This window comes from Nocardioides sp. dk884, assembly GCF_009557055.1.
Taxonomy (GTDB): Bacteria; Actinomycetota; Actinomycetes; order Propionibacteriales; family Nocardioidaceae; genus Nocardioides.
Genome location: NZ_CP045649.1, coordinates 2,487,426 through 2,506,767 on the forward strand (window position 1 = coordinate 2,487,426; position 19,342 = coordinate 2,506,767).

Genomic DNA, 19,342 nt, shown 5'->3' on the forward strand with positions numbered 1-19,342 from the left:
AGGAACCTCCATTGGCCACCGAAGTCAACCTCCCGGCACTCGGGGAGTCCGTCACCGAAGGCACCGTCACCCGTTGGCTCAAGCAGGTCGGTGACACCGTTGCGGTGGACGAGCCGCTGCTCGAGGTCTCCACCGACAAGGTCGACACCGAGATCCCCTCCCCGATCGCCGGCACCCTGCTGGAGATCAAGGCCCAGGAGGACGACACCGTCGAGGTGGGCGCCGTGCTGGCGCTCATCGGCGACGAGGGCGAGTCCGCCGGCAGCTCCGAGTCCGAGGAGGCTCCCGCCGAGGAGCCCGAGCCGGAGGAGGAGAAGGCCGAGGAGCCCGCCGCCGCCGAGGAGCCCGCCCCGGCCGCCGAGGAGGCCGAGAAGCCGGCCGCCGAGACCAAGTCCACCGGTGGCTCCGGCACCCCGGTGACCCTCCCCGCCCTGGGCGAGTCCGTCACCGAGGGCACCGTCACCCGCTGGCTCAAGCAGGTCGGTGACGAGGTCGCCGTCGACGAGCCGCTGCTCGAGGTCTCCACCGACAAGGTCGACACCGAGATCCCCTCCCCGATCGCCGGCACCCTGCTGGAGATCAAGGCCGAGGAGGACGAGACGGTCGAGGTCGGCGCCGAGCTCGCGATCATCGGCGACGCCGGTGCCGCTCCCGCGGAGGAGAAGGCGCCCGAGCCCGAGCCCGCCGCGGAGCCGGAGCCCGAGCCCGAGCCGGAGCCGGAGCCGGAGCCCGCCCAGGAGAAGGCCCCCGAGCCGGAGCAGAAGCCCGCCCCGGCCGAGAAGAAGCCCGAGCCCGAGCAGAAGCCCGCCGCTCCCGCCGCCGCCCCCGCCGCCTCGGGCGACGGCCACGGCTACGTCACCCCGCTGGTGCGCAAGCTCGCCCAGCAGCACGGCGTGGACCTGGGCAGCATCACCGGCACCGGTGTCGGTGGGCGCGTGCGCAAGCAGGACGTGCTCGACGCCGCGGCCGCCGCCAAGCAGGCGTCCGCCCCGGCCGCTGCCGCCCCGCAGCAGTCGGGCGCCCAGCAGCCTGCCGCTGCCTCGGCGACCCCGTCGCCGCTGCGCGGCACCACGGAGAAGATCAGCCGCCTGCGCAAGATCATCTCCGAGCGCATGCTGGACTCGCTGCACACCTCCGCGCAGCTGACCCAGGTGGTCGAGGTCGACGTCACCAACGTCGCCCGTCTCCGCGACGCCGCGAAGGCCGACTTCCTGGCCCGCGAGGGCGTCAAGCTGACCTACCTGCCGTTCTTCGCCAAGGCCGCGGTCGACGCGCTCAAGCAGCACCCCAAGCTCAACGCGACGATCGACGCCGAGGCCGGTGAGGTGACCTACTACGACCGCGAGAACGTCGCGTTCGCGGTGGACACCGACAAGGGCCTGCTGACCCCGGTCGTCAAGGACGCCGGCGACCTCTCGATCGCCGGTCTGGCCAAGAAGATCGCCGACGTCGCGGAGCGCACCCGCACCAACAAGATCGGCCCGGACGAGCTCGGTGGCGGCACCTTCACCATCACCAACCTCGGCAGCGTCGGCGCCCTGTGGGACACCCCGATCATCAACCAGCCGCAGGTCGCCATCCTCGGCCCGGGCGCGGTCGTCAAGCGCCCGGTCGTGATCGACGACCCCAACCTGGGTGAGACCATCGCGGTGCGCCACATGGTCTACCTCGCGCTGACCTACGACCACCGCCTGGTCGACGGTGCGGACGCCGGCCGCTTCCTCAGCGACGTGAAGAAGCGTCTCGAGGCGGGCGTCTTCGACATCTGATCCTCACCGGTCGCGCCGAGTCGGCGCGGACGACGGGTGCTCTCCACGGCTTCGGCACGTGGGCAGTCCCGACGTCCGCGCCGACTCGCGCATTTCGGGGGGCCCGGATGGCACGCTGAGCCCATGCACGTCGTGATCGCCGGCTCCTCCGGCTTCCTGGGCACCCACCTGCGCGCCGAGCTGGATCGCCGCGGACACCGCACCACCGCGCTCGTACGCCGTCCCGCGACCGGCCCCGGTGAGTCCACCTGGGACCCCGGCGCGGGCACCCTCGACCGCGACGTCGTCGCGTCCGCGGACGTGGTGGTCAACCTGGCCGGCTCCCCCACCCTCGGCAACCCGCACTCCCGGCGCTGGGCGCGCGAGCTGGAGCAGAGCCGGGTGCGCTCCACCGACGTGCTGGCCCGCGCGGTGGCCGACTGCGCCGGCGCCGGGCGGGGACCCGCGTTCCTGGCCGGCAACGGGATCTCCTACTACGGCGACCACGGCGAGCACGAGCTGACCGAAGCCTCCGACAGCCGCGGCCAGGCGCTGCTGACCCGGGTCACCCGCGTCTGGCAGGCTGCCGCCCAGCCGGCGGTCGACGCCGGCGCCCGGGTGGTGGTGCTGCGGACGGCGCCGGTGATGGACCGCCGCGCCGCGCCGTTGCGCCCGCTGGTACCGCTCTTCCGCGCCGGTCTCGGCGCCTTCCTCGGCAACGGGCGTCAGCACATGGCGATGTGCTCGCTGCGCGACTGGGTCGGCGGGGTGGTGCACACCGCGGAGCACCCGGACCTCGACGGGCCGGTCAACCTCACCTGTCCCGAGCCGCCCACCAACGCCGAGTTCACCCGCGAGCTCGCCGCCCAGCTGCACCGCCCGGCGCTCGCCCTCGTCCCGGGCCCGCTGCTGCGCCTCGGCGCGGGCGGCATGGCCCCCGAGCTGCTCGGGTCGCTCAACGTGCGGCCCGCGAAGCTGCTCGACAGCGGCTATGAGTTCCACGACCCCGATGTGGCATCGGTGCTGGCGACCGGGCTGGCGGCCTCGTGAGCACCACGAGGGCTCCCGAGCGGCTGCGCGTGGAGCGTCCCGACGGCACCTGCTTCCACCTGACCCTGCGCCCCGCCGCCGAGGGCGCGCCCGCGGTGCTGGTCGTGCCGGCGATGGGGCTCGGCTCGCGCTACTACCTGCGGCTGCTGGCCGCGCTGGAGGCCGCCGGCGTCACCGCCGCCGCGACCGAGCTGCGCGGGCGAGGGGCCACGAGGAGGGCGGCGAGCCGGCCGGACGACGCCGCGACTTCGGCTACGCCGACCTCGTCGACGACCTGGACCGCGCGGTCACCACGCTGGCCGCGCGACTGCCCGGCGCCCCGATCCACCTGCTCGGCCACAGCCTGGGCGGCCAGCTGGCCGCGGTGGAGGCCGCCGCCCGCCCCGAGCGGCTGGCCGGCCTGATCCACGTCGCGTCCGGGACGCCGTACTGGCGGGTGTTCTCACCGCGGATGCTCGCGATGACCCAGCTGGTGCCGCTGATCGCGCGGTTGCTGGGCCACTTCCCCGGTGACCGGTTCGGCTTCGCCGGCCGCGAGGCGCGCACCCAGATGACCGACTGGGCGCGCCTCGCGCGCACCGGCCGCTTCGTCTTCGGCCGGCCGCGCCGCGACCACGGCCGGGCGATGGCGAGCACCGCGCTGCCGGTGCTGTCGGTGTCGCTGGAGGGCGACGAGCTCGCGCCCCCGGCCTCGGTCGACGACCTGGCCGGGCGGTTCCCGAGCGCCCACGTCGAGCGGGTCCACCTCGATCCGGTGGCGATGGGCTTCGCGGAGGTCGACCACCTGCGCTGGGCCCGCCACCCGGGCGTCATCGTGCCGACCCTCACGGACTGGCTGGCGCGGGTGCACCCGCGCCCCTGACCGCGGCCACCTGCCAGCGCTCGCCGGCGCGACGCAGCACGATCACCCGCTGCGAGGCCCGGTCCCCCGGCAGCGCCTGCCGCACCCCGGGCCCCACGGCCACGCCGCCGGCGAGCCGGTCGGTCACGTCGAGCACCAGCCGCTCCGGCCCCGCGCGGCGTACGTCGAGGCGCAGCAGCTGGGTGCGCAGGTCACGGACCACCAGCCCGCGCCGGGTCCAGGCCACCAGCATCTCGACGTCGCGCTGCCCGGCGACGCTGCTCGGGACGTAGAGCCCCGACAGCGCCACCGCGTCGCCGGCGGCCCACGCCTCGGCACGGCGAGCGTCCCAGTCGGCGAGCACCTCACGGGCCATGGTGCGCGGGAGCACGACGTCTTCCGAGGGCACCGTCCCCTCCCCGAGGGCGGCCGTATCGCCGCTCTCGCCGCGGGTGCGCGACTCGGCCACGACGACCACGGCGGTGCCGACGAGCAGCGGCAGCACGACGACCACGAGCAGGATCGGGAGCCAGCGCGCAGACCTCATCCGTGGTTCCTACCGGCTCGCGGCCTCCGCGCGCAACGCTCGTCCACAGGCACGGCCAGGCCCGGGCCGCACCGCGCCACGGCGTAGGCTCGGCGCGTGACTGAGCTGCACTTCGAGGAGGCCGGCCTGGGGGCCGACGCGATCGACTACCTGGCGGCCTGGGAGCTCCAGCGCGAGGTCCACGCCCGCGTCGTCGACGGCGAGCAGCCCGGCACCGTGCTGCTCCTCGAGCACCCGCCGGTCTTCACCGCCGGCAAGCGCACCCTTCCCGAGGAGCGGCCGCTCGACCCCGGCGGCGCCGCCGTCATCGACGTCGACCGCGGCGGCAAGATCACCTTCCACGGTCCCGGCCAGCTGGTCGGCTACCCGATCGTCGAGCTGCCCGACCACGTCAAGGTCGTCGACTACGTACGCCGCGTCGAGGAGGCGCTGATCCGGGTCTGCCGCGACCTCGGCGTCACCACCGCGCGGGTCCCGGGACGCAGCGGCGTCTGGCTGCGCGCCGACGACCGAGGCCCGGAGCGCAAGATCGCCGCGATCGGCATCCGGGTCAGCCGCGGCGTGACCATGCACGGCTTCTCCCTCAACTGCGACGTCGACCTCGACTGGTACGCCCGCTTCGTGCCCTGCGGCATCGCCGACGCCGGCGTCACCTCCCTGAGCGCCGAGCTCGGCCGCGACGTCCCAGTCGCCGAGGTGCTGCCGCTGGTGCGCCGCCACGTCGCCGACCTCCTCGCCTGGGGCCCGTACGACGCCACGCCGGACTACGAGCCCCGCCCGGACCCGGCCAAGGCGCCCCGCATCCAGCTGCTCACCCCCGGCGGCAGCTGACCGGCTCGCGGTCCAGACCTCCGGCGTGGGTGCCGCAGCCCGTCGGTGCGCGCTGCTTTGATCACCACGGGCCGACCGGGCCCGGTGACGAAGGGCAGGCCCGTGAGCGAGCTGGTGATCGAGACCTCCGGGCTCCGCAAGGAGTTCCGCGGGCGCGGCGGCGTGCGCGTCGCCGTGCACGACCTGGACCTGGCGGTGCCCGCCGGCGGGGTGCACGGCTTTCTCGGCCCCAACGGGTCGGGCAAGACCACCACGATCCGGATGCTGCTCGGGCTGGCGCGCGCCAGCCGCGGGGAGATGCGGCTGTTCGGCGAACCGGTCCCCCGGCGCCTGCCGGCGGTGATCGACCGGATCGGCGCGGTCGTGGAGTCCCCGAAGTTCTCCCCCAACCTCTCCGCACGGCGCAACCTGCTGCTGCTGTCGCGCTCGATCGGCGTGCCGGACAGCCACGTGGACGACGCCGTGGAGACCGTCGGGCTCAGCGGTCGTGAGAAGGACCGGTTCAAGTCCTACTCCCTCGGCATGAAGCAGCGCCTCGCGATCGCCGCAACCCTGCTGAAGAAGCCCGACCTGCTGATCCTCGACGAGCCCACCAACGGCCTCGACCCGGCCGGCATCCGCGAGATCCGGGAGACCATCCGCACCCTCGCCGACGCCGGCGTGACCGTGCTGCTGAGCTCCCACATCCTCGCCGAGGTCCAGCAGGTCTGCACCTCGGCCACGATCATCGGCCAGGGTCGGCTGCTCGCCTCCGGCACCGTGGACGACCTGCTCGGCAGCGGTACGGCGTACCGCGTCGCCGCCGCGGACCCCACCGCCGCCGCCCGCGCGCTGGGCAGCGCCGGGGTGAGCGTGACTCCGGAGGCCACCGGCTCGCTCCGGGTGGAGTCCGACGACCCCGCCGCCCTCACCCGCACTCTCGCCGAGGCGGGCATCTGGCTCACCGAGCTGACCCCGTTGCGTCCCGACCTGGAGTCCTTCTTCCTCGACCTGACCGCGAGCGCCTCGCTCGACGGCCCGGACACCTCGACGACCGGCTACGTCACGCCCGCACAGGAGGCGGTCCGATGATGCGCCTGATCCGCGTGGAGCTCACCCGGCTGCGCTGGCGGCGCGCCGTGGTGGCCCTGGTCGCGCTCGCCTTCGTCATCCCCGCGGCGATCGGCCTGGCCCGGGTCTGGGACACCCGGCCCCCGTCGGCGCAGGAGCAGGCGCGCATCGACCAGATGATCGCGGAGCAGACCGACCGCAAGTCCACCCAGCGCCAGCTCGCGAAGTGCGTGGCCGACCCCGACGAGTGGGGCGTCGAGCCCGGCGACGACCCGGTCGCGAGCTGCGAGGAGTGGATCCTCCCCCAGCCCCAGTGGTTCGGCCCGCCCGTGCTCGACCTCGACCAGGACCGTGAGGAGAACGGCCTGGTCGTGATCCTGGTGCTCGGCGGGATCGCGTTGCTCGCGGGGGCGACGTTCGCGGGCCATGACTGGGCGAGCGGATCGATGAGCAACCAGCTGCTCTTCGAGCCCCGGCGTACCCGCGTCTGGCTGGCCAAGGCGGCGGCGGTCACCGGCACCATGTTCGCGCTCGCCGCGGTGGTCGCCACCGGCTGGTGGCTCTCGCTGTACGCCGTGGCCCGCAGCCGGGACCTCGCCATCCCCGACGGACTGCTGCGCGAGGGCCTCGAGCAGGGGTTGCGCGGGGCCGCGCTCGCGGCGGCTGCGGCGCTGCTCGGGTTCGCCCTGACCATGCTGTTCCGCAGCACCGTCGCCACGATCGGCATCCTGTTCGCCGTGGTCCTGGCCGGCGGCCTGCTCATGGCGGCGCTGGGCCTCGGCGGTCGATGGACGCCGGACAACAACCTGGCTGCGGTGGTCCAGAACGGCACGACCTACTACGTCGACGTACCGCCTGCGTGCGACCAGGCCCAGGTGCCCGCCGGCGTGGACTGCAGCGGCGAGCGCGACCTCAGCCTCGCCCAGGGCGCCGGCTACCTCGGCGTCCTGACGCTCGGGATCGGCGCCGCCTCCCTCGGCTCGCACCGGCGCCGCGACGTCCCGTGAGCCGCCCGCCCGGCGTCCGCGCCGATCGCGGGCGGGTGAGGCGCGCGGCGTACAGTAAGGGGGTGACTCAGGCGCCCGCACCCGAAGGCAGGAAGCTCCTCCGACTCGAGGTCCGCAACGCGGAGACCCCGATCGAACGCAAGCCGGAGTGGATCAAGACCCGGGCCAAGATGGGCCCGGAGTACACCGAGCTGATGGGCCTGGTGAAGTCCGAGGGCCTGCACACCGTGTGCCAGGAAGCCGGCTGCCCCAACATCTTCGAGTGCTGGGAGGACCGCGAGGCGACCTTCCTCATCGGCGGCGACCAGTGCACCCGGCGCTGCGACTTCTGCCAGATCGACACCGGCAAGCCCCAGGCCCTCGACCGCGACGAGCCCCGCCGGGTCGCTGAGTCGGTGCAGAAGATGGAGCTGCGCTACGCCACCATCACCGGCGTCGCCCGCGACGACCTCCCCGACGGTGGCGCCTGGCTCTACGCCGAGACCGTGCGCGCCATCCACGAGCTCAACCCCGGCACCGGGGTGGAGAACCTCATCCCCGACTTCAACGGCAAGCCCGACCTGCTGCGCGAGGTCTTCGAGTCGCGCCCCGAGGTGCTGGCCCACAACGTCGAGACCGTGCCGCGGATCTTCAAGCGGATCCGCCCCGCGTTCCGCTACGAGCGCTCCCTCGACGTCATCACCCAGGCCCGCGACTTCGGCCTGGTCACCAAGTCCAACCTGATCCTCGGCATGGGTGAGACCCGTGAGGAGATCAGCCAGGCCCTGCAGGACCTCCACGACGCCGGGTGCGAGCTGATCACGATCACCCAGTACCTGCGACCCTCGCTGCGCCACCACCCCGTGGAGCGCTGGGTCAAGCCGCAGGAGTTCGTGGAGCTGCGCGAGGAGGCCGAGGACATCGGCTTCTCCGGCGTGCTGTCCGGCCCGCTGGTGCGTTCGTCGTACCGCGCCGGACGCCTGTACCGTCAGGCGATGGACGCCCGCCAGGGCGCCTCGGCCTGACCCCGAGCGGCACCCGTCCGTCGGCCAGGGCCGAACCGCACGACCAGACAAGGCACACCCAGCGCAATGGCGAAGGAACCGAAGGCCGCGAAGGCTCCCAAGGCCTCGAAGGCGACGAAGGGGCAGGCTCCGGCCGACCCCGGCAAGATGAGCCGTCGACAGCAGATGGCCGAGACCTACCGGATGACCAAGAAGAGCGATCCCCGGATCGGTCTGTGGATCCTCGGCTCGTTCCTGATCTTCGGCGCCATCGGCTTCACGATCTTCAAGATCCTGCCCGGCGACGGCGTCATCGAGTGGATCCTCTCCGTCGTCGGCGGCCTGCTGTTCGGTCTGCTCGCCGCGATGATCATCTTCGGCCGGCGCGCGCAGAACGCGGCGTACACCCAGATGGAGGGCCAGCCCGGCGCCGCCGCGGCGGCGCTCGGCATGCTGCGCCGCGGCTGGGTGACCGAGCCGGCGATCGCGTTCAACCGCCAGCAGGACGTCGTGCACCGCGTGGTCGGCCCGCCCGGCATCGTGCTGATCGGTGAGGGCAACCCGACCCGGGTGCGTCAGCTGCTCGCCTCCGAGCGTCGCAAGCACGAGCGGGTCGCCTCCGAGGCCCCGATCCACGAGATCGTGTGCGGCCGCGGTGAGGACGAGGTCCCGCTGCCCAAGCTGGTGCGCAAGGTGCAGAAGCTCGGCCGCAAGGTCAAGGGCCCCGAGCTGACCGACATCATCCACCGCCTCAAGGCGATGGACGCCAACCGCTCCAACATCCCGATCCCCAAGGGTCCGGTGCCGACCAGCATGAAGGGCATGCGCGGCAACCTGCGCGGCCGCTGAGCACCGCTCCCCCACTGGGCTCCCCCAGATACGCCGACGGGCGCCGACCATCACGGTCGGCGCCCGTCGTACGTCGTGGGGCGGGGTTCGCTCAGGAGCGGCCGCCGCCCGTGCCCGCGCCGCCGCCGATCGAGCCCATCAGCTCCTCCATCGAGGTGGTCTCGTCGGCCGGGGGCGCCTCGATGTCGACGTCGGTGCCCCAGTTGTCGTAGTCCATGGTCATCGCCATGTCCTTGCCCATGTCCATGGACAGGCGACGGAACTGCTCGTCGTCGTTGAAGAAGACGTCGAAGGTGATGGTCTTCGGCATCTGGGACTGGGCCTGGGCACCGAGCTCGCCGAGGTCGAGGTCGCCGGTCATCGTCTTGGTGTCGACGGTGAGGCGGTACTGGTCGGTCTCGTCGCCGCTGACGTCGGCCTCGCCGACGTAGGTGACCTCGGTGATGCCGGACTCGAAGGTCTCCATCATCGCGCGCATGTCCATCTGGGCGCCGAGGTCGACGCCCAGGCCCTCGGCGGCCTCGCTCATGTCGAAGGTGACCCACTTCTCGCCCATGTCCGGCGACTTCATGTACATGACGTTGTCGACCATGAGCATCTCCATCTTCTGCCCGGCCATGTCGTAGGCCAGCTCCATGGAGGCAGGCTCGCTGCTGTAGTCCACGGCGCCCTCGGCCTTCATCGCCGTGCCGCTGCTCTTGACGTCCATGGTGACGTCGGCGGTGGTGAAGTCCTCGATCGAGCTGCGGTAGAGCTCCATGAAGTCGGCCTTCTCCACGCTGTCGCCCGGGGAGACGTCGGGAGCCGCGTCGGAGTCGTCAGCCGGGGCGGCGGACTCGCTGCTCTCGTCCGCGGCCTTCGTGGGCTCGGCTTCGTCCTCGCCGCAGGCGCTCAGGGTCGCGAGGGCGAGCGGGAGGACCGCGGCGGCGGCGAGACGGCGGACGGGGAGGCGTCGAGACATCAGTCAGGGCCTTTCTGAAGACATCGGGGTGTTGTTTCCACGGTAGGCCTACCCCGAAGCGAGGTCAGTGACCCCTCATCCCCCGCCATGTCTGCAAAGTCACGGTCGCCGAGCCGACCGCCAGGTCGTGCAGACCGCGGCCGTCGGGGCGGAACACCAGCGGCGGGATGACCAGGGCGATGAGGATTTGTCGCACGAAGGCCTGGATCAGCCCGATGGGGCGCGGGTCGCCGTTCACCCGTACGACGCGCAGCCGCGTCGCGATCTGCCCGAAGGAGCCGCCCAGCAGCGCGGTGAACAGCGCGGACTCCACGACGAAGACGAGGAGCACCCAGAAGCTGGCTGCGGTGTCCTCGGCGTACCGCTCGGGGCCGACGACGAGCACGACGGCCAGGGTGGAGGCGGCCCAGTCGACGATCAGCGCCAGCATGCGTCGGGCCCAGCTGGTCGTCTCCACGGTCGTCTCGCTCACCCCTCTAGGCTAGTTGGGTCTCCCCCGGCCCCGTGACCGCCTCAGGGGTTCTGAACCGGGAGCACCTGTTACACGCCGGAAACACACCGGGTACCGTCTGGAAACTGGCCCACGACACATTGTGGGCACTAGGCCGGAGCAACGGGGCCCCGCGCCGCCCGGCTTTTTCCCACATGCCGGCTGCGTACTCGGTGCAGCCAAGGAGGATGAATGTTCCAGAACAGCGACGAGCTGCTCAAGTACATCAAGGACGAGGGCGTCGAGATGATCGACGTCCGCTTCTGCGACCTGCCCGGCATCATGCAGCACTTCACGGTGCCGGCGTCGTCCTTCGACCAGTCGGTCTTCGACGACGGTCTGGGCTTCGACGGCTCCTCGATCCGCGGCTTCCAGGCCATCAACGAGTCGGACATGTCGCTGTTCCCCGACGTGACCACGGCGTACCTGGACCCGTTCCGCGCCGCGAAGACGCTGGTCGTGAACTTCTTCATCCACGACCCGATCACCGGTGAGGCCTACTCCCGCGACCCGCGCAACATCGCCCGCAAGGCGCTGGCCTACCTGGACACCACGGGTATCGCGGACACCGCGTACTTCGCCCCCGAGGCGGAGTTCTACATCTTCGACAGCGTGCGCTACTCCACGGGTGTCAACGAGAGCTACTACCACATCGACTCTGTCGAGGGCTGGTGGAACTCGGGCAAGGAGGGCGACAACCTGGGCTACAAGACGCGCCTCAAGGGCGGGTACTTCCCGGTTGCGCCGTACGACCACTACACCGACCTGCGCGACGTGATGGTCAAGAACCTCGAGGCGTCGGGCCTGCTGGTCGAGCGTGCCCACCACGAGGTCGGCACCGCGGGTCAGGCGGAGATCAACTACCGCTTCGACACGCTGCTCAAGGCCGCGGACGACGTGATGAAGTTCAAGTACATCATCAAGAACACCGCCTGGGAGGCCGGCAAGTCGGTCACCTTCATGCCGAAGCCGATCTTCGGTGACAACGGCTCGGGCATGCACGTGCACCAGTCGCTGTGGAAGGGCGGCGAGCCGCTGTTCTACGACGAGACCGGGTACGGCGGCCTCTCCGACATGGCGCGCTGGTACATCGGCGGCATCCTCAAGCACGCCCCGTCGCTGCTGGCCTTCACCAACCCGACGGTGAACTCCTTCCACCGCCTGGTGCCGGGCTTCGAGGCGCCGATCTCGCTGGTGTACTCCTCGCGGAACCGCTCGGCCTCGATCCGCATCCCGCTCACGGGCTCCAACCCGAAGGCCAAGCGCGTCGAGACCCGCTTCCCCGACCCGTCGGCGAACCCCTACCTCGCGTTCTCCGCGCTGATGCTCGCCGGCATCGACGGTGTCAAGAACAAGATCGAGCCGGCCTCGCCGATCGACAAGGACATCTACGAGCTCCCGCCGGAGGAGATGGCCGAGATCGACCAGGTCCCGACCTCGCTCGGTGCCGTGCTCGACGCGCTCGAGGACGACCACGACTACCTGACCGTCGGCAACGTCTTCACGCCCGACCTGATCGAGACGTGGATCGACTACAAGCGCACCCAGGAGATCGCGCCGGTGCAGCTGCGTCCGCACCCGCACGAGTTCGAGCTGTACTACGACATCTAACCGGGCCTCCGGCCGCGGTCGCTCAGCAACGCCGAGCAACCGCAAGAAACAGCCGCTGACCTGCACAAACGCCGCCGAGCGACCCTGTGGTCGCTCGGCGGCGTTTGCCGTTGCTAGCCGCTCGCCTGTTACAAATCCGGTACAAATCTGGGTGGCGCCATCCCGTGCCACACGGTGCTCAGGAGCGTCCTCGCGTAGGTCGCGGCCCGGGTCGGTTGCCTCCGCCATCAGCCCGGCCTCGCACGGTGCGGTGACCACCGCCGCGATGCCCGAGTCATCGTGCTGCCACATCGTTTGCTCAGACGTGATCGCTCCCATGCCGCCGTCGGACATAGGTGCCCGTAGACCGACTGTCCGTCAACGCCGCGAGGAGGGGCTTGATGATGGCAACGAACTCGCACGTGCCGGCCATGGAACCGGAGATCTTTGGCCCGCAGCGGCGCGGAGTCCGCGGCAGCCGGGCACCCCGGCTGGTCGACGCCCAGGAGCTATGGGACATCGACGACGTCGCGACCTACCTTGGCGTGACCAAGCAGACCATCTACTCCTGGCGGACAACGGGCTACGGCCCTACCGGCTTCCGCGTCGGGAAGCACCTGCGCTGGCGGGCAGCAACCGTGATCAATTGGACGGTTCGGCTCGAGGAGAACCGTTGATGCCGAGAGGCCGTCAGCCTCAGACGGAACCGGTTTCGGCGCCCCCAGGCGGCAGACGTTCGAGCGCATTGCTGATCACCCGGTCAAACCACGCCGGGGACAACCATGGCCAGCATTAGTCCCGGTCGGCCAGCGGATGACGGGCGCCCTCGATACGTGGTGAACTATCGAGATCCCGAGGGGCGGCAGCGCCGCAAGACCTTCAAACGCAAGGCCGAGGCGGTCGCGTTCCGCAACACGGTCGAGGCGGACAAACTCCGTGGAACCTACCTCGATGTCGACGCCGGCAGGATCTCGTTTCGGGCCTATGCCGAGGAGTGGCTCGACAGCCGGACCTTCAGCCCGCTGACCTTTGAGGCGACTGAGCTGCGCCTCCGGCTCCACGTGTTCCCGACACTGGGACACCTCGAACTGCGACAGATTAGGCCGTCGACGATTCAGAAGCTCCTGCGCTCGATGGAGATGGCTGAGACCTACCGGCGCGTCATCTTCTCCAACGTGTCGGCCATCCTCTCGGCTGCGGTCGACGACGATATGATCGCCAAGAATCCATGCAAGGCCAGTTCAGTGGCAAAGCCCGCAACGTCGCGTCGCAAGGTGGTGCCCTGGCCGTCCGAATGGGTCTCCTCCATGCACGACGCGCTTCCGCCCCAGTACCGGATCGCCGTCACCTTGGGTTCGGGTCTGGGACTACGCCAAGGCGAGGTGTTCGGGCTCGCGGTCGAGGACATCGACTTCCTCCGCGGGGTCGTCGAGGTCAGGCGACAAGTCAAGGTGTTCGGAGGTAACCGCCTCGCCTTTGGCCTGCCGAAGGGCGACAAGACCCGCACCGTCCCCTTGCCCAAGAGCGTCGCAACCGAGCTCAGCAGCCACCTCGCCACCTACCCACGACGAAACGTCACGCTCCCGTGGGGAACGCCGCAAGCGGACAAGAAGGCGGGTGCGCGGGTCATCCTCACCACACGCGAGCGTTCTGCTCTCAACCGCAACTACTTCAACACCCGTCTCTGGAAGCCCAGCCAAACCCGTGTGGGCATCGAGCAATCGCGTGACAACGGCATGCACGCCCTACGCCACTGGTACGCCTCGGTACTCCTGGACGCCGGCGAATCGATTCGCGCCGTGTCCGAGTACCTCGGCCACAGCGACCCCGGCTTCACGTTACGCACCTATACCCACCTCATGCCCGGCAGCACGGAGCGAACCCGGGCAGCAGTGGATGCTGCCTTCGCAGCCGACACAGTCCCGCTGGGTGGTGGGCTTCAAGGAGGTCCTCGGCGCCCTAGTCGCCGCTCTCCATCGCGGCGTGATCTCCAGTAACGATGGCGGTTTCAGCAGCGCCATGGACTCTTCTGAGGAGTAGCGACCGCTGGCAATCCGCTCGCGGTGCTATCGACCAGGACTGGGCCGAGGAGCCGGATCACGGCGGCGGCGTAGGAAAAGACGCCCAAGGCGCCCTGGCGCACGATCTGGCACAGTGACTTGGCGGTGGTCGGGATCGCCGGGTGCCTCGGCGCGATCGCCAACCTCTACGACACCCATCTCGACGCCTAGGTGCTCGAAGGTCTGTCCTGGTGAAGAACACCGACCTCATCACGCGTTGGGAACACGACGCCAAGGGCATGCCCGTCGATTACATGGGTTCCGAGTTCGGCGCTCCCGCCCACCGCGCCCCCTCGCCCGGCGACGACATCGGCCGGTTCTTCAGCGCCCTCCACCAAGTCCGCGTAGGCACCTTCGAGGGCTTCTACTGGGAGTACGGCGAGCGGTTCGTCCAGACGGCGACGACGACCCCGTTTGGAACCCCCTACACATCGGTCGAATGGCCCCTCGCCGTTGCACAACTGCTCAAAGCACTGGGTGGCCGGCTGCGTCGCCCTCGATGAGCTTGCCGCTGCCGGGCTGGCCGCTCCTGCGCGACATGCCCGATCGAGAGCTACACACATGCGCTTAAGAGGCGTGCACAGGCGACTACCGCGGCAGCGGTCTCAACCTCCACTCAGGCCTCCTGACGCCAGGTCTCGGCATGGTCGCCACCGCGGTCATCATCCGCACGCACCCCATCTCGCCGACTCCCGCAAGACAGGCAGCCCCGACTCAACTCGGCCAGCTCCGACAAGCGCACCGAGATGCTGTTCGCTGCCCACGCCGCCGCAGGAGCCGTCAGCCTGTCGAAGGCCGCCGCGTCCGCGATCGCTGGCTAGACGCTGGTCGCCGCTCGCCCGCTCAACGTGCCCGTGCTGATTCGCGTCGGCGTGTTGGCGTGTTGGCGTGTTGGCGTGTTGGCGTGTTGGCGCTGAAGTATGCTCCGACATCGCCGCTCGCTCCGACGCCGCCCCGACTGGGTGGACCTCCTCAAGGACGTAGCCGCGACCTGGACCCTGCTATAGGCAGTCGCCCTCGCAGAACTGATCGCCCATCCCGGTCACGATCAGGGGGCCAACTGCTCAGCGGGACCAGGGCAGAACCTCATAGGTGGGTGGCGCGGGGCCGGAATCCTAGGGTCCTCCGGGTTCCAAGCGGATCGCTGATCACTCCGCAGCGCGCCTCCCGTCGTCGTCTTCGTCACCATGTCGGCCGGTCGGACGTCTGGCCCTCCGCGGGTGCCGAGTGATCCTGGTCGGCAGCCCGGCGCCTGGCGGCCCCGGCCACCCGCTCCTCGAGCTGGGCGGCCTTGTCCTCGGGCGAGGTCTCCGGTTGCGGCTCTCCTTCCTTGCGCGGTGCGCCTGACAGCTTCTCCTGCAGCCGCCGCGTGGCCTCCTGCAGCTGGTCGGCCTCCGAGGGCTTCCCCTCGCCCCAGGAGGCTCCGTCACCCTCGTCCGTCTGGTCGCCCTCGGAGTCGCCGTCACCCTCGTCCGTCTGGTCGCCCTCTGAGTCGCCGTCCTCCGTGTCCGACGGAGACGGCTCCTCCGCGGAGCTCGACTCCTCCTCAGCACTCGAGTCCTCGGCTTCAGCGGCGTCCGCCGAGCACCCTTCGACCTCGGCCAGCACCTGCTGGGCCTGGGCCCAGCGCGCCTTCGCCCCCACGGGGTCGTCGACTTTCTCCAGGTGGTCGCCGAGGACCTCCAGGGCGAGCGCCTCGTTGAGAGCCACCCGGCACAGCGAGTGCTGCGGCACGTCTGCGCGCGCCCGCGCGAAGAGCTCGGCCGCCTCCAGCCACCTGCCCTGGGAGTAGACGGCGACGCCGACGTCGTACGGCGCCTTCCACCGCTCAACCACGTCGATCCGGTCCCCCACCCGGAACCACCGCTCCGCCGTGGCGTGGTCACCCTGCCGCCACGCCCGGTCACCGGCCACGGCGCTCGTGACCAGGACGGCCAGGTACGTCGCGGCCGCGATCACCAACGCGATGCACACGCCGCCGACCCAGCGCACCCGTCGTCGTGTCCTGGCCCGCACCGGATCGGCAAGACCATCGTGCGTGTCGACCTCCTGTGCGGAGGACCGCCCTGCCACCCTCACTGCTCCTCCTTCACGGCGCGCCAGCGCCGCACCGCCACCACCAGATAGCCCAGCAGCATCGGGACCAGCCCCACGGCCACCAGCCAGTAGTACTCCGCCCCGGGCACGACCTCGCGCACCGCGGATCCCGCCGGGCGGGCGACGTCGGGGAGAGTCGCTCCCCCAGTGCGGTGGACGTAGGACCCCTGCAGCTCAACGGCCATCGCACGCAGGGTGTCCTCGTCCAGCACGGAGCGCTGGTCCACTCCGTCCCGTGACACGAGGTCGGAGGCGCCTGGCGCGACCGGCATCACCCCGCCCGCCCGGGTGCCGTAGCCGAGCACCCATGCCTCGTCGACCAGGTCGGCCAACGGGGCGAGCGACTCCCTCGCCGCGGTCTGGGTCTGCTCGCCGTCACCGGCATAGATCAGCACCCGGGCGTTGTCGGGCCGCTGGCCGGCCAGCTTCGTCAACGTCTCGCGGGCCAGCGCCACCCCGACCGAGACGTCCGAGCCGGTCGCCTTCGCCGAGGGTCGCCAGCCGACGGTGCCCAGGGTCGTGACCACGCTCCTCACGTCCGTGGTGGACGGCACGAGGAGGCGGGCGGTGTCGTCGAAGACGATCACCGAGACATGAGCGCCGGCGGCACCAGCGACGACCTCGATCAGGTCCTCACCGGCACCCTCCATGCGGGAGCGCCCACCCGTGTGGTCCATGGCGCCCATCGAGGCGGTCCGGTCCAGCATCACCACCACGTCGACGGCGTTCTCCACCGGCACGTCGCGCTCGTGCTGCCCCAAGGGGCGCAACGCCACGAGCACCAGCCCCAGGGCCACCACGATCCGCAGCAGATCGCTCGCCCTCGTGCCTCGCGAGGAGCCCCGCCACCTGGCGGTCGCGAGGACACCGAGGACCATCACGGCCGCCCCTGTCGGGAACACCAGCCACCAGTGCGGTTGCCAGGTCATGGCCTTCTCCTGTCGGCGGCCGTGGCCATCCCGAGTCCCAGCAGCGTGACCAGCACCCCGGGGGCGATGACGTCGAAGCTGTGTTCCTGGGCCGTGGCCAGGAGCGCCGTTCGTTCCTGCTTGGCGACGGCCAGCGAGATGACGGCGGTGTTGGTCGGCTCCCCGGCGCTCAGCAACAAGACGTCGCCGTGGGTGCGCGAGGTCTGCCCCCTCAACTCGGCCACCGCGTTCGCCTGGGTCCCCCGCGGCGTGACGGCGAAGACCATCACGTCGCGCTCGACGGCGAGGTCGGTGGCCTCCTGGAGGGTGTAGAGCGAGTCACCGGAGACCAGGTTGTCGGTGGCCAGCACGAGGGTGCGCGCCCTCTCCTCCTCGGGCCGGTCGAAGTGCTGCACGCAGCTCGCGAGCCCGTCCCCGACCAGGGAGGATCCCGAAGCCGGGGCTGTGGTCCCGGCGACCGGCTCCTCGCCCCGCAGCTCCTCTCGCGCCGCGGCGAGGCGCGTGGCCACTTCCTCGTGGTGGTCGGTCAGGGCGAAGCCGGTCACGGCGTTCGCGTCGAACATCACGAAGCCGATCCGTTCCTCGGTGAGATCACCGACCAGCGCGAGGTAGGTGTCCACGATGTCCTCCACCACGGGCACCATCGAGCCGGAGACGTCCATGCACAGCACGACATCGCGCTGGCGCATCGCCTCGGACTCCTCGCTCACCATGACGAACCGCGAGCCGAGGAGCGCCAGCCCCGCGATCGCCACCGCCACCCCGGCGACGAGGAGGCGCCGCCTGCGTGACTCCCGGCGGACGGCCTCCTCCCAGGACGGGAGGCGGCGCAGGCGCTCGGATGCGGCCACGAGGACGCCGGGCTCGCTCGGCGCATGCGGAGGACGCAGCCACGCGAGGAGGCCCGCCACGACGCCCAGCGCCAGGACGATGGCCCCCACCCACCACTGAATCATCGCCATGCGATCACCACGTCGATGGCGCGCGCACCCAGGGCGACGACGTCCATGTCCAGCTGCGGGCGGAAGACGGTGTCTCCGAGGTCGACCAGCAGATCGACCGCGGGCGCCAGCCGGGGGTCGCGATCGGCGGCGACCACCCACTCGGCACGGGTGGTGTAGTCCAGGTCGGTCCCGGTCACGGTGCCGAGGAACTTGCGTACCTCGGCACCCACACGGGTGACCACGTCACGGCGGGCGTCGGCGTCCCCGTCCGCCGAGGTCGCCAGCAGCTCGCGGACGCGGGCCAGCGTGACGTCGCGCAGAGCCTCGACGTCGATGCCCTCGGCCCGCTCACGCCCTCGCAGGGCGCGGCGCATCAGCAGCACGACGACCACGGCGGTCACGACGCAGCCGGCGAGGACGACCCACCACACGGTCGCGTAGAGGACCGGCGGGTTGATGCGGTCCAGCTCATCGGACACGACGTCTCCGCTCCATCAGCGTCAGCAGTGCGGGCACCGCCTCGTCGAGGCGGGCCAGATGGACGTGTGCGACGCCCAGTCGCCGCAGGGCGGTGTCGCGTCGCTCCCGCCGTACGGCGTCGGCGCTCGCCAGTTCCGCGACCAGACCTGGGTGGGTGGCGACGAAGTCCGGGACGGTACGACGCGTGCCGACGTCCACGGTCGCGACGCCGTGGCGCAGGGGCGCGGTGGGGTCGGCGTCGGCGACCGTCAGGACCACCAGCTCGTGCTGGGCCGCGAGGCGCACCAGGCGGTGCTCCACCTCCGGCCCCCACTCCAGGTCGTCCAGGACCACGACCATCAGGGTGCGACGACGCAGTGCCACCGCCGCGTGGTCCAAGAGATCCAGGGTGCGCCGACCGGCGGCATCCGGCGCGCAGGCGCCGACCACCTCCTCCAGCATGCGCTCGAGGTCGACCTCGCGCGTGCTGGGGCGCGTGGCCCGTGGCCCGTCAGGCCCGCTGTGCACCAGGCCGACGTGGTCGCCGGCCCGTATGGCGATCCAGCCCACCAACCCGGCAGCCGTCACCGCCACATCGCGCTTCAGGTCGGTGGTCGTCGGATCCCAGTGGGCCGCTGCCGCGAACTCCCGTCCGGTGTCAACGACCAGCATCACGACGGCGCGGCGCTCGGCGACGTGTCGCTTGACGAGCAGGTCGCCGTGGCGGGCGGAGGCCAACCAGTCGATGTCGGCGACGTCATCGCCCGGGACGTAGGCCCTCAGGTCGGAGAAGTCGAGGCTGCGGGCGTGCGAGGTCGACGCGTGCCGCCCGTCGAGCAACGTGCGGACCCGACGATGGGCGACGAGCTCGGCTCGGGTCCGGATGCGGTGGAGCAGGGCCATGGC

At 71.1% G+C, this 19,342-nt stretch carries 20 protein-coding genes; 12 read left to right on the plus strand and 8 right to left on the minus strand.

The window, feature by feature from the left end; all coding sequences use genetic code 11:
- Nucleotides 1-11 precede the first annotated feature (11 nt).
- The 3 genes from sucB to GFH29_RS12040 all read left to right on the plus strand — a co-directional run bounded on the left by sucB (nt 12) and on the right by GFH29_RS12040 (nt 3,660).
- Nucleotides 12-1,769 carry a 2-oxoglutarate dehydrogenase, E2 component, dihydrolipoamide succinyltransferase gene (gene sucB / locus GFH29_RS12030; RefSeq protein WP_153323934.1) on the plus strand — a complete coding sequence of 586 codons (1,758 nt, stop codon included), beginning with the start codon at nt 12-14 and terminating at the stop codon, nt 1,767-1,769.
- A 123-nt stretch (nt 1,770-1,892) separates the two neighbouring features.
- Nucleotides 1,893-2,798: a TIGR01777 family oxidoreductase gene (locus GFH29_RS12035; RefSeq protein WP_153323936.1), complete on the plus strand. Its 906-nt coding sequence runs from the start codon at nt 1,893-1,895 to the stop codon at nt 2,796-2,798.
- Entirely contained in the window at nt 2,758-3,660 is a 903-nt protein-coding gene (locus GFH29_RS12040) for an alpha/beta fold hydrolase (protein WP_228387898.1), read from the plus strand. Before GFH29_RS12035 ends, GFH29_RS12040 begins: the two co-directional genes overlap by 41 nt.
- Here the strand turns inward: GFH29_RS12040 and GFH29_RS12045 are convergent.
- Entirely contained in the window at nt 3,623-4,186 is a 564-nt protein-coding gene (locus tag GFH29_RS12045; RefSeq protein WP_153323939.1) for a hypothetical protein, read from the minus strand. The two genes, GFH29_RS12040 and GFH29_RS12045, sit on opposite strands and share 38 nt — an antisense overlap.
- Before the next feature lie 96 nt (nt 4,187-4,282).
- Between GFH29_RS12045 and lipB the strand changes: the two genes are divergently transcribed.
- The 5 genes from lipB to GFH29_RS12070 all read left to right on the plus strand — a co-directional run bounded on the left by lipB (nt 4,283) and on the right by GFH29_RS12070 (nt 8,906).
- Nucleotides 4,283-5,017, plus strand: a complete 735-nt coding sequence (lipB, locus tag GFH29_RS12050) for a lipoyl(octanoyl) transferase LipB (RefSeq protein ID WP_153323941.1) — start codon at nt 4,283-4,285, stop codon at nt 5,015-5,017.
- 102 nt (nt 5,018-5,119) lie between these two features.
- Nucleotides 5,120-6,088: an ABC transporter ATP-binding protein gene (locus GFH29_RS12055; protein ID WP_153323943.1), complete on the plus strand. Its 969-nt coding sequence runs from the start codon at nt 5,120-5,122 to the stop codon at nt 6,086-6,088.
- Nucleotides 6,085-7,074 carry a hypothetical protein gene (locus GFH29_RS12060; protein WP_153323945.1) on the plus strand — a complete coding sequence of 330 codons (990 nt, stop codon included), beginning with the start codon at nt 6,085-6,087 and terminating at the stop codon, nt 7,072-7,074. The genes GFH29_RS12055 and GFH29_RS12060 overlap by 4 nt, the downstream gene beginning before the upstream one ends.
- A gap of 62 nt (nt 7,075-7,136) precedes the next feature.
- A complete protein-coding gene (lipA, locus tag GFH29_RS12065) occupies nt 7,137-8,078 on the plus strand; it encodes a lipoyl synthase (RefSeq protein ID WP_153323947.1) in 942 nt (313 codons plus the stop codon).
- Between the two features lie 66 nt (nt 8,079-8,144).
- Entirely contained in the window at nt 8,145-8,906 is a 762-nt protein-coding gene (locus tag GFH29_RS12070; RefSeq protein WP_153323949.1) for a DUF4191 domain-containing protein, read from the plus strand.
- Between the two features lie 91 nt (nt 8,907-8,997).
- Here GFH29_RS12070 and GFH29_RS12075 read toward each other — a convergent pair whose 3' ends face one another.
- Entirely contained in the window at nt 8,998-9,867 is an 870-nt protein-coding gene (locus GFH29_RS12075) for a hypothetical protein (RefSeq protein WP_153323951.1), read from the minus strand.
- Nucleotides 9,868-9,931: 64 nt separating this feature from the next.
- Nucleotides 9,932-10,339, minus strand: coding sequence for an RDD family protein (locus tag GFH29_RS12080; protein WP_228387456.1), 408 nt, complete (start codon nt 10,337-10,339; stop codon nt 9,932-9,934).
- Nucleotides 10,340-10,549: 210 nt separating this feature from the next.
- Between GFH29_RS12080 and glnA the strand changes: the two genes are divergently transcribed.
- The 4 genes from glnA (at nt 10,550) to GFH29_RS12100 (ending at nt 14,510) form a co-directional block, all read left to right on the plus strand.
- A complete protein-coding gene (gene glnA / locus GFH29_RS12085) occupies nt 10,550-11,968 on the plus strand; it encodes a type I glutamate--ammonia ligase (RefSeq protein ID WP_153323952.1) in 1,419 nt (472 codons plus the stop codon).
- A gap of 380 nt (nt 11,969-12,348) precedes the next feature.
- Nucleotides 12,349-12,624 (plus strand): helix-turn-helix transcriptional regulator, encoded by a 276-nt coding sequence (locus GFH29_RS12090; RefSeq protein WP_153323954.1) that lies wholly within the window; start codon nt 12,349-12,351, stop codon nt 12,622-12,624.
- 156 nt (nt 12,625-12,780) lie between these two features.
- On the plus strand, nt 12,781-13,944 hold the full coding sequence (locus GFH29_RS12095) for a site-specific integrase (RefSeq protein WP_228387457.1): 1,164 nt from the start codon (nt 12,781-12,783) through the stop codon (nt 13,942-13,944).
- Between the two features lie 254 nt (nt 13,945-14,198).
- The gene (locus GFH29_RS12100; protein WP_153323956.1) at nt 14,199-14,510 is read left to right on the plus strand and encodes a hypothetical protein; all 312 of its coding nucleotides are present in this window, start codon (nt 14,199-14,201) and stop codon (nt 14,508-14,510) included.
- A 679-nt stretch (nt 14,511-15,189) separates the two neighbouring features.
- On the opposite strand, the gene GFH29_RS12105 is transcribed toward GFH29_RS12100, so the two are convergent.
- From GFH29_RS12105 to GFH29_RS12125, 5 genes are all read right to left on the minus strand, one after another.
- Entirely contained in the window at nt 15,190-15,981 is a 792-nt protein-coding gene (locus GFH29_RS12105; RefSeq protein ID WP_153323958.1) for a hypothetical protein, read from the minus strand.
- 101 nt (nt 15,982-16,082) lie between these two features.
- The gene (locus GFH29_RS12110; RefSeq protein WP_153323959.1) at nt 16,083-17,033 is read right to left on the minus strand and encodes a VWA domain-containing protein; all 951 of its coding nucleotides are present in this window, start codon (nt 17,031-17,033) and stop codon (nt 16,083-16,085) included.
- A complete protein-coding gene (locus GFH29_RS12115) occupies nt 17,030-17,995 on the minus strand; it encodes a vWA domain-containing protein (protein ID WP_153323961.1) in 966 nt (321 codons plus the stop codon). The genes GFH29_RS12110 and GFH29_RS12115 overlap by 4 nt, the downstream gene beginning before the upstream one ends.
- Nucleotides 17,986-18,456: a hypothetical protein gene (locus tag GFH29_RS12120; protein WP_153323963.1), complete on the minus strand. Its 471-nt coding sequence runs from the start codon at nt 18,454-18,456 to the stop codon at nt 17,986-17,988. Before GFH29_RS12120 ends, GFH29_RS12115 begins: the two co-directional genes overlap by 10 nt.
- Nucleotides 18,446-19,339 (minus strand): DUF58 domain-containing protein, encoded by an 894-nt coding sequence (locus GFH29_RS12125; protein ID WP_153323965.1) that lies wholly within the window; start codon nt 19,337-19,339, stop codon nt 18,446-18,448. The genes GFH29_RS12120 and GFH29_RS12125 overlap by 11 nt, the downstream gene beginning before the upstream one ends.
- Nucleotides 19,340-19,342 lie beyond the last annotated feature (3 nt).

What these genes read in the sequence shown, in the direction of transcription:
- GFH29_RS12125 (WP_153323965.1), bottom strand. Translation starts at nt 19,339, where the DNA reads ATGGCCCTGCTCCACCGCATCCGGACCCGAGCCGAGCTCGTCGCCCAT.
- GFH29_RS12075 (WP_153323951.1), bottom strand. Translation starts at nt 9,867, where the DNA reads ATGTCTCGACGCCTCCCCGTCCGCCGTCTCGCCGCCGCCGCGGTCCTC.
- GFH29_RS12045 (WP_153323939.1), bottom strand. Translation starts at nt 4,186, where the DNA reads ATGAGGTCTGCGCGCTGGCTCCCGATCCTGCTCGTGGTCGTCGTGCTG.
- glnA (WP_153323952.1), top strand. Translation starts at nt 10,550, where the DNA reads ATGTTCCAGAACAGCGACGAGCTGCTCAAGTACATCAAGGACGAGGGC.
- GFH29_RS12090 (WP_153323954.1), top strand. Translation starts at nt 12,349, where the DNA reads ATGATGGCAACGAACTCGCACGTGCCGGCCATGGAACCGGAGATCTTT.
- GFH29_RS12060 (WP_153323945.1), top strand. Translation starts at nt 6,085, where the DNA reads ATGATGCGCCTGATCCGCGTGGAGCTCACCCGGCTGCGCTGGCGGCGC.
- GFH29_RS12070 (WP_153323949.1), top strand. Translation starts at nt 8,145, where the DNA reads ATGGCGAAGGAACCGAAGGCCGCGAAGGCTCCCAAGGCCTCGAAGGCG.
- GFH29_RS12040 (WP_228387898.1), top strand. Translation starts at nt 2,758, where the DNA reads ATGTGGCATCGGTGCTGGCGACCGGGCTGGCGGCCTCGTGAGCACCAC.
- GFH29_RS12115 (WP_153323961.1), bottom strand. Translation starts at nt 17,995, where the DNA reads ATGGCGATGATTCAGTGGTGGGTGGGGGCCATCGTCCTGGCGCTGGGC.
- GFH29_RS12110 (WP_153323959.1), bottom strand. Translation starts at nt 17,033, where the DNA reads ATGACCTGGCAACCGCACTGGTGGCTGGTGTTCCCGACAGGGGCGGCC.
- GFH29_RS12035 (WP_153323936.1), top strand. Translation starts at nt 1,893, where the DNA reads ATGCACGTCGTGATCGCCGGCTCCTCCGGCTTCCTGGGCACCCACCTG.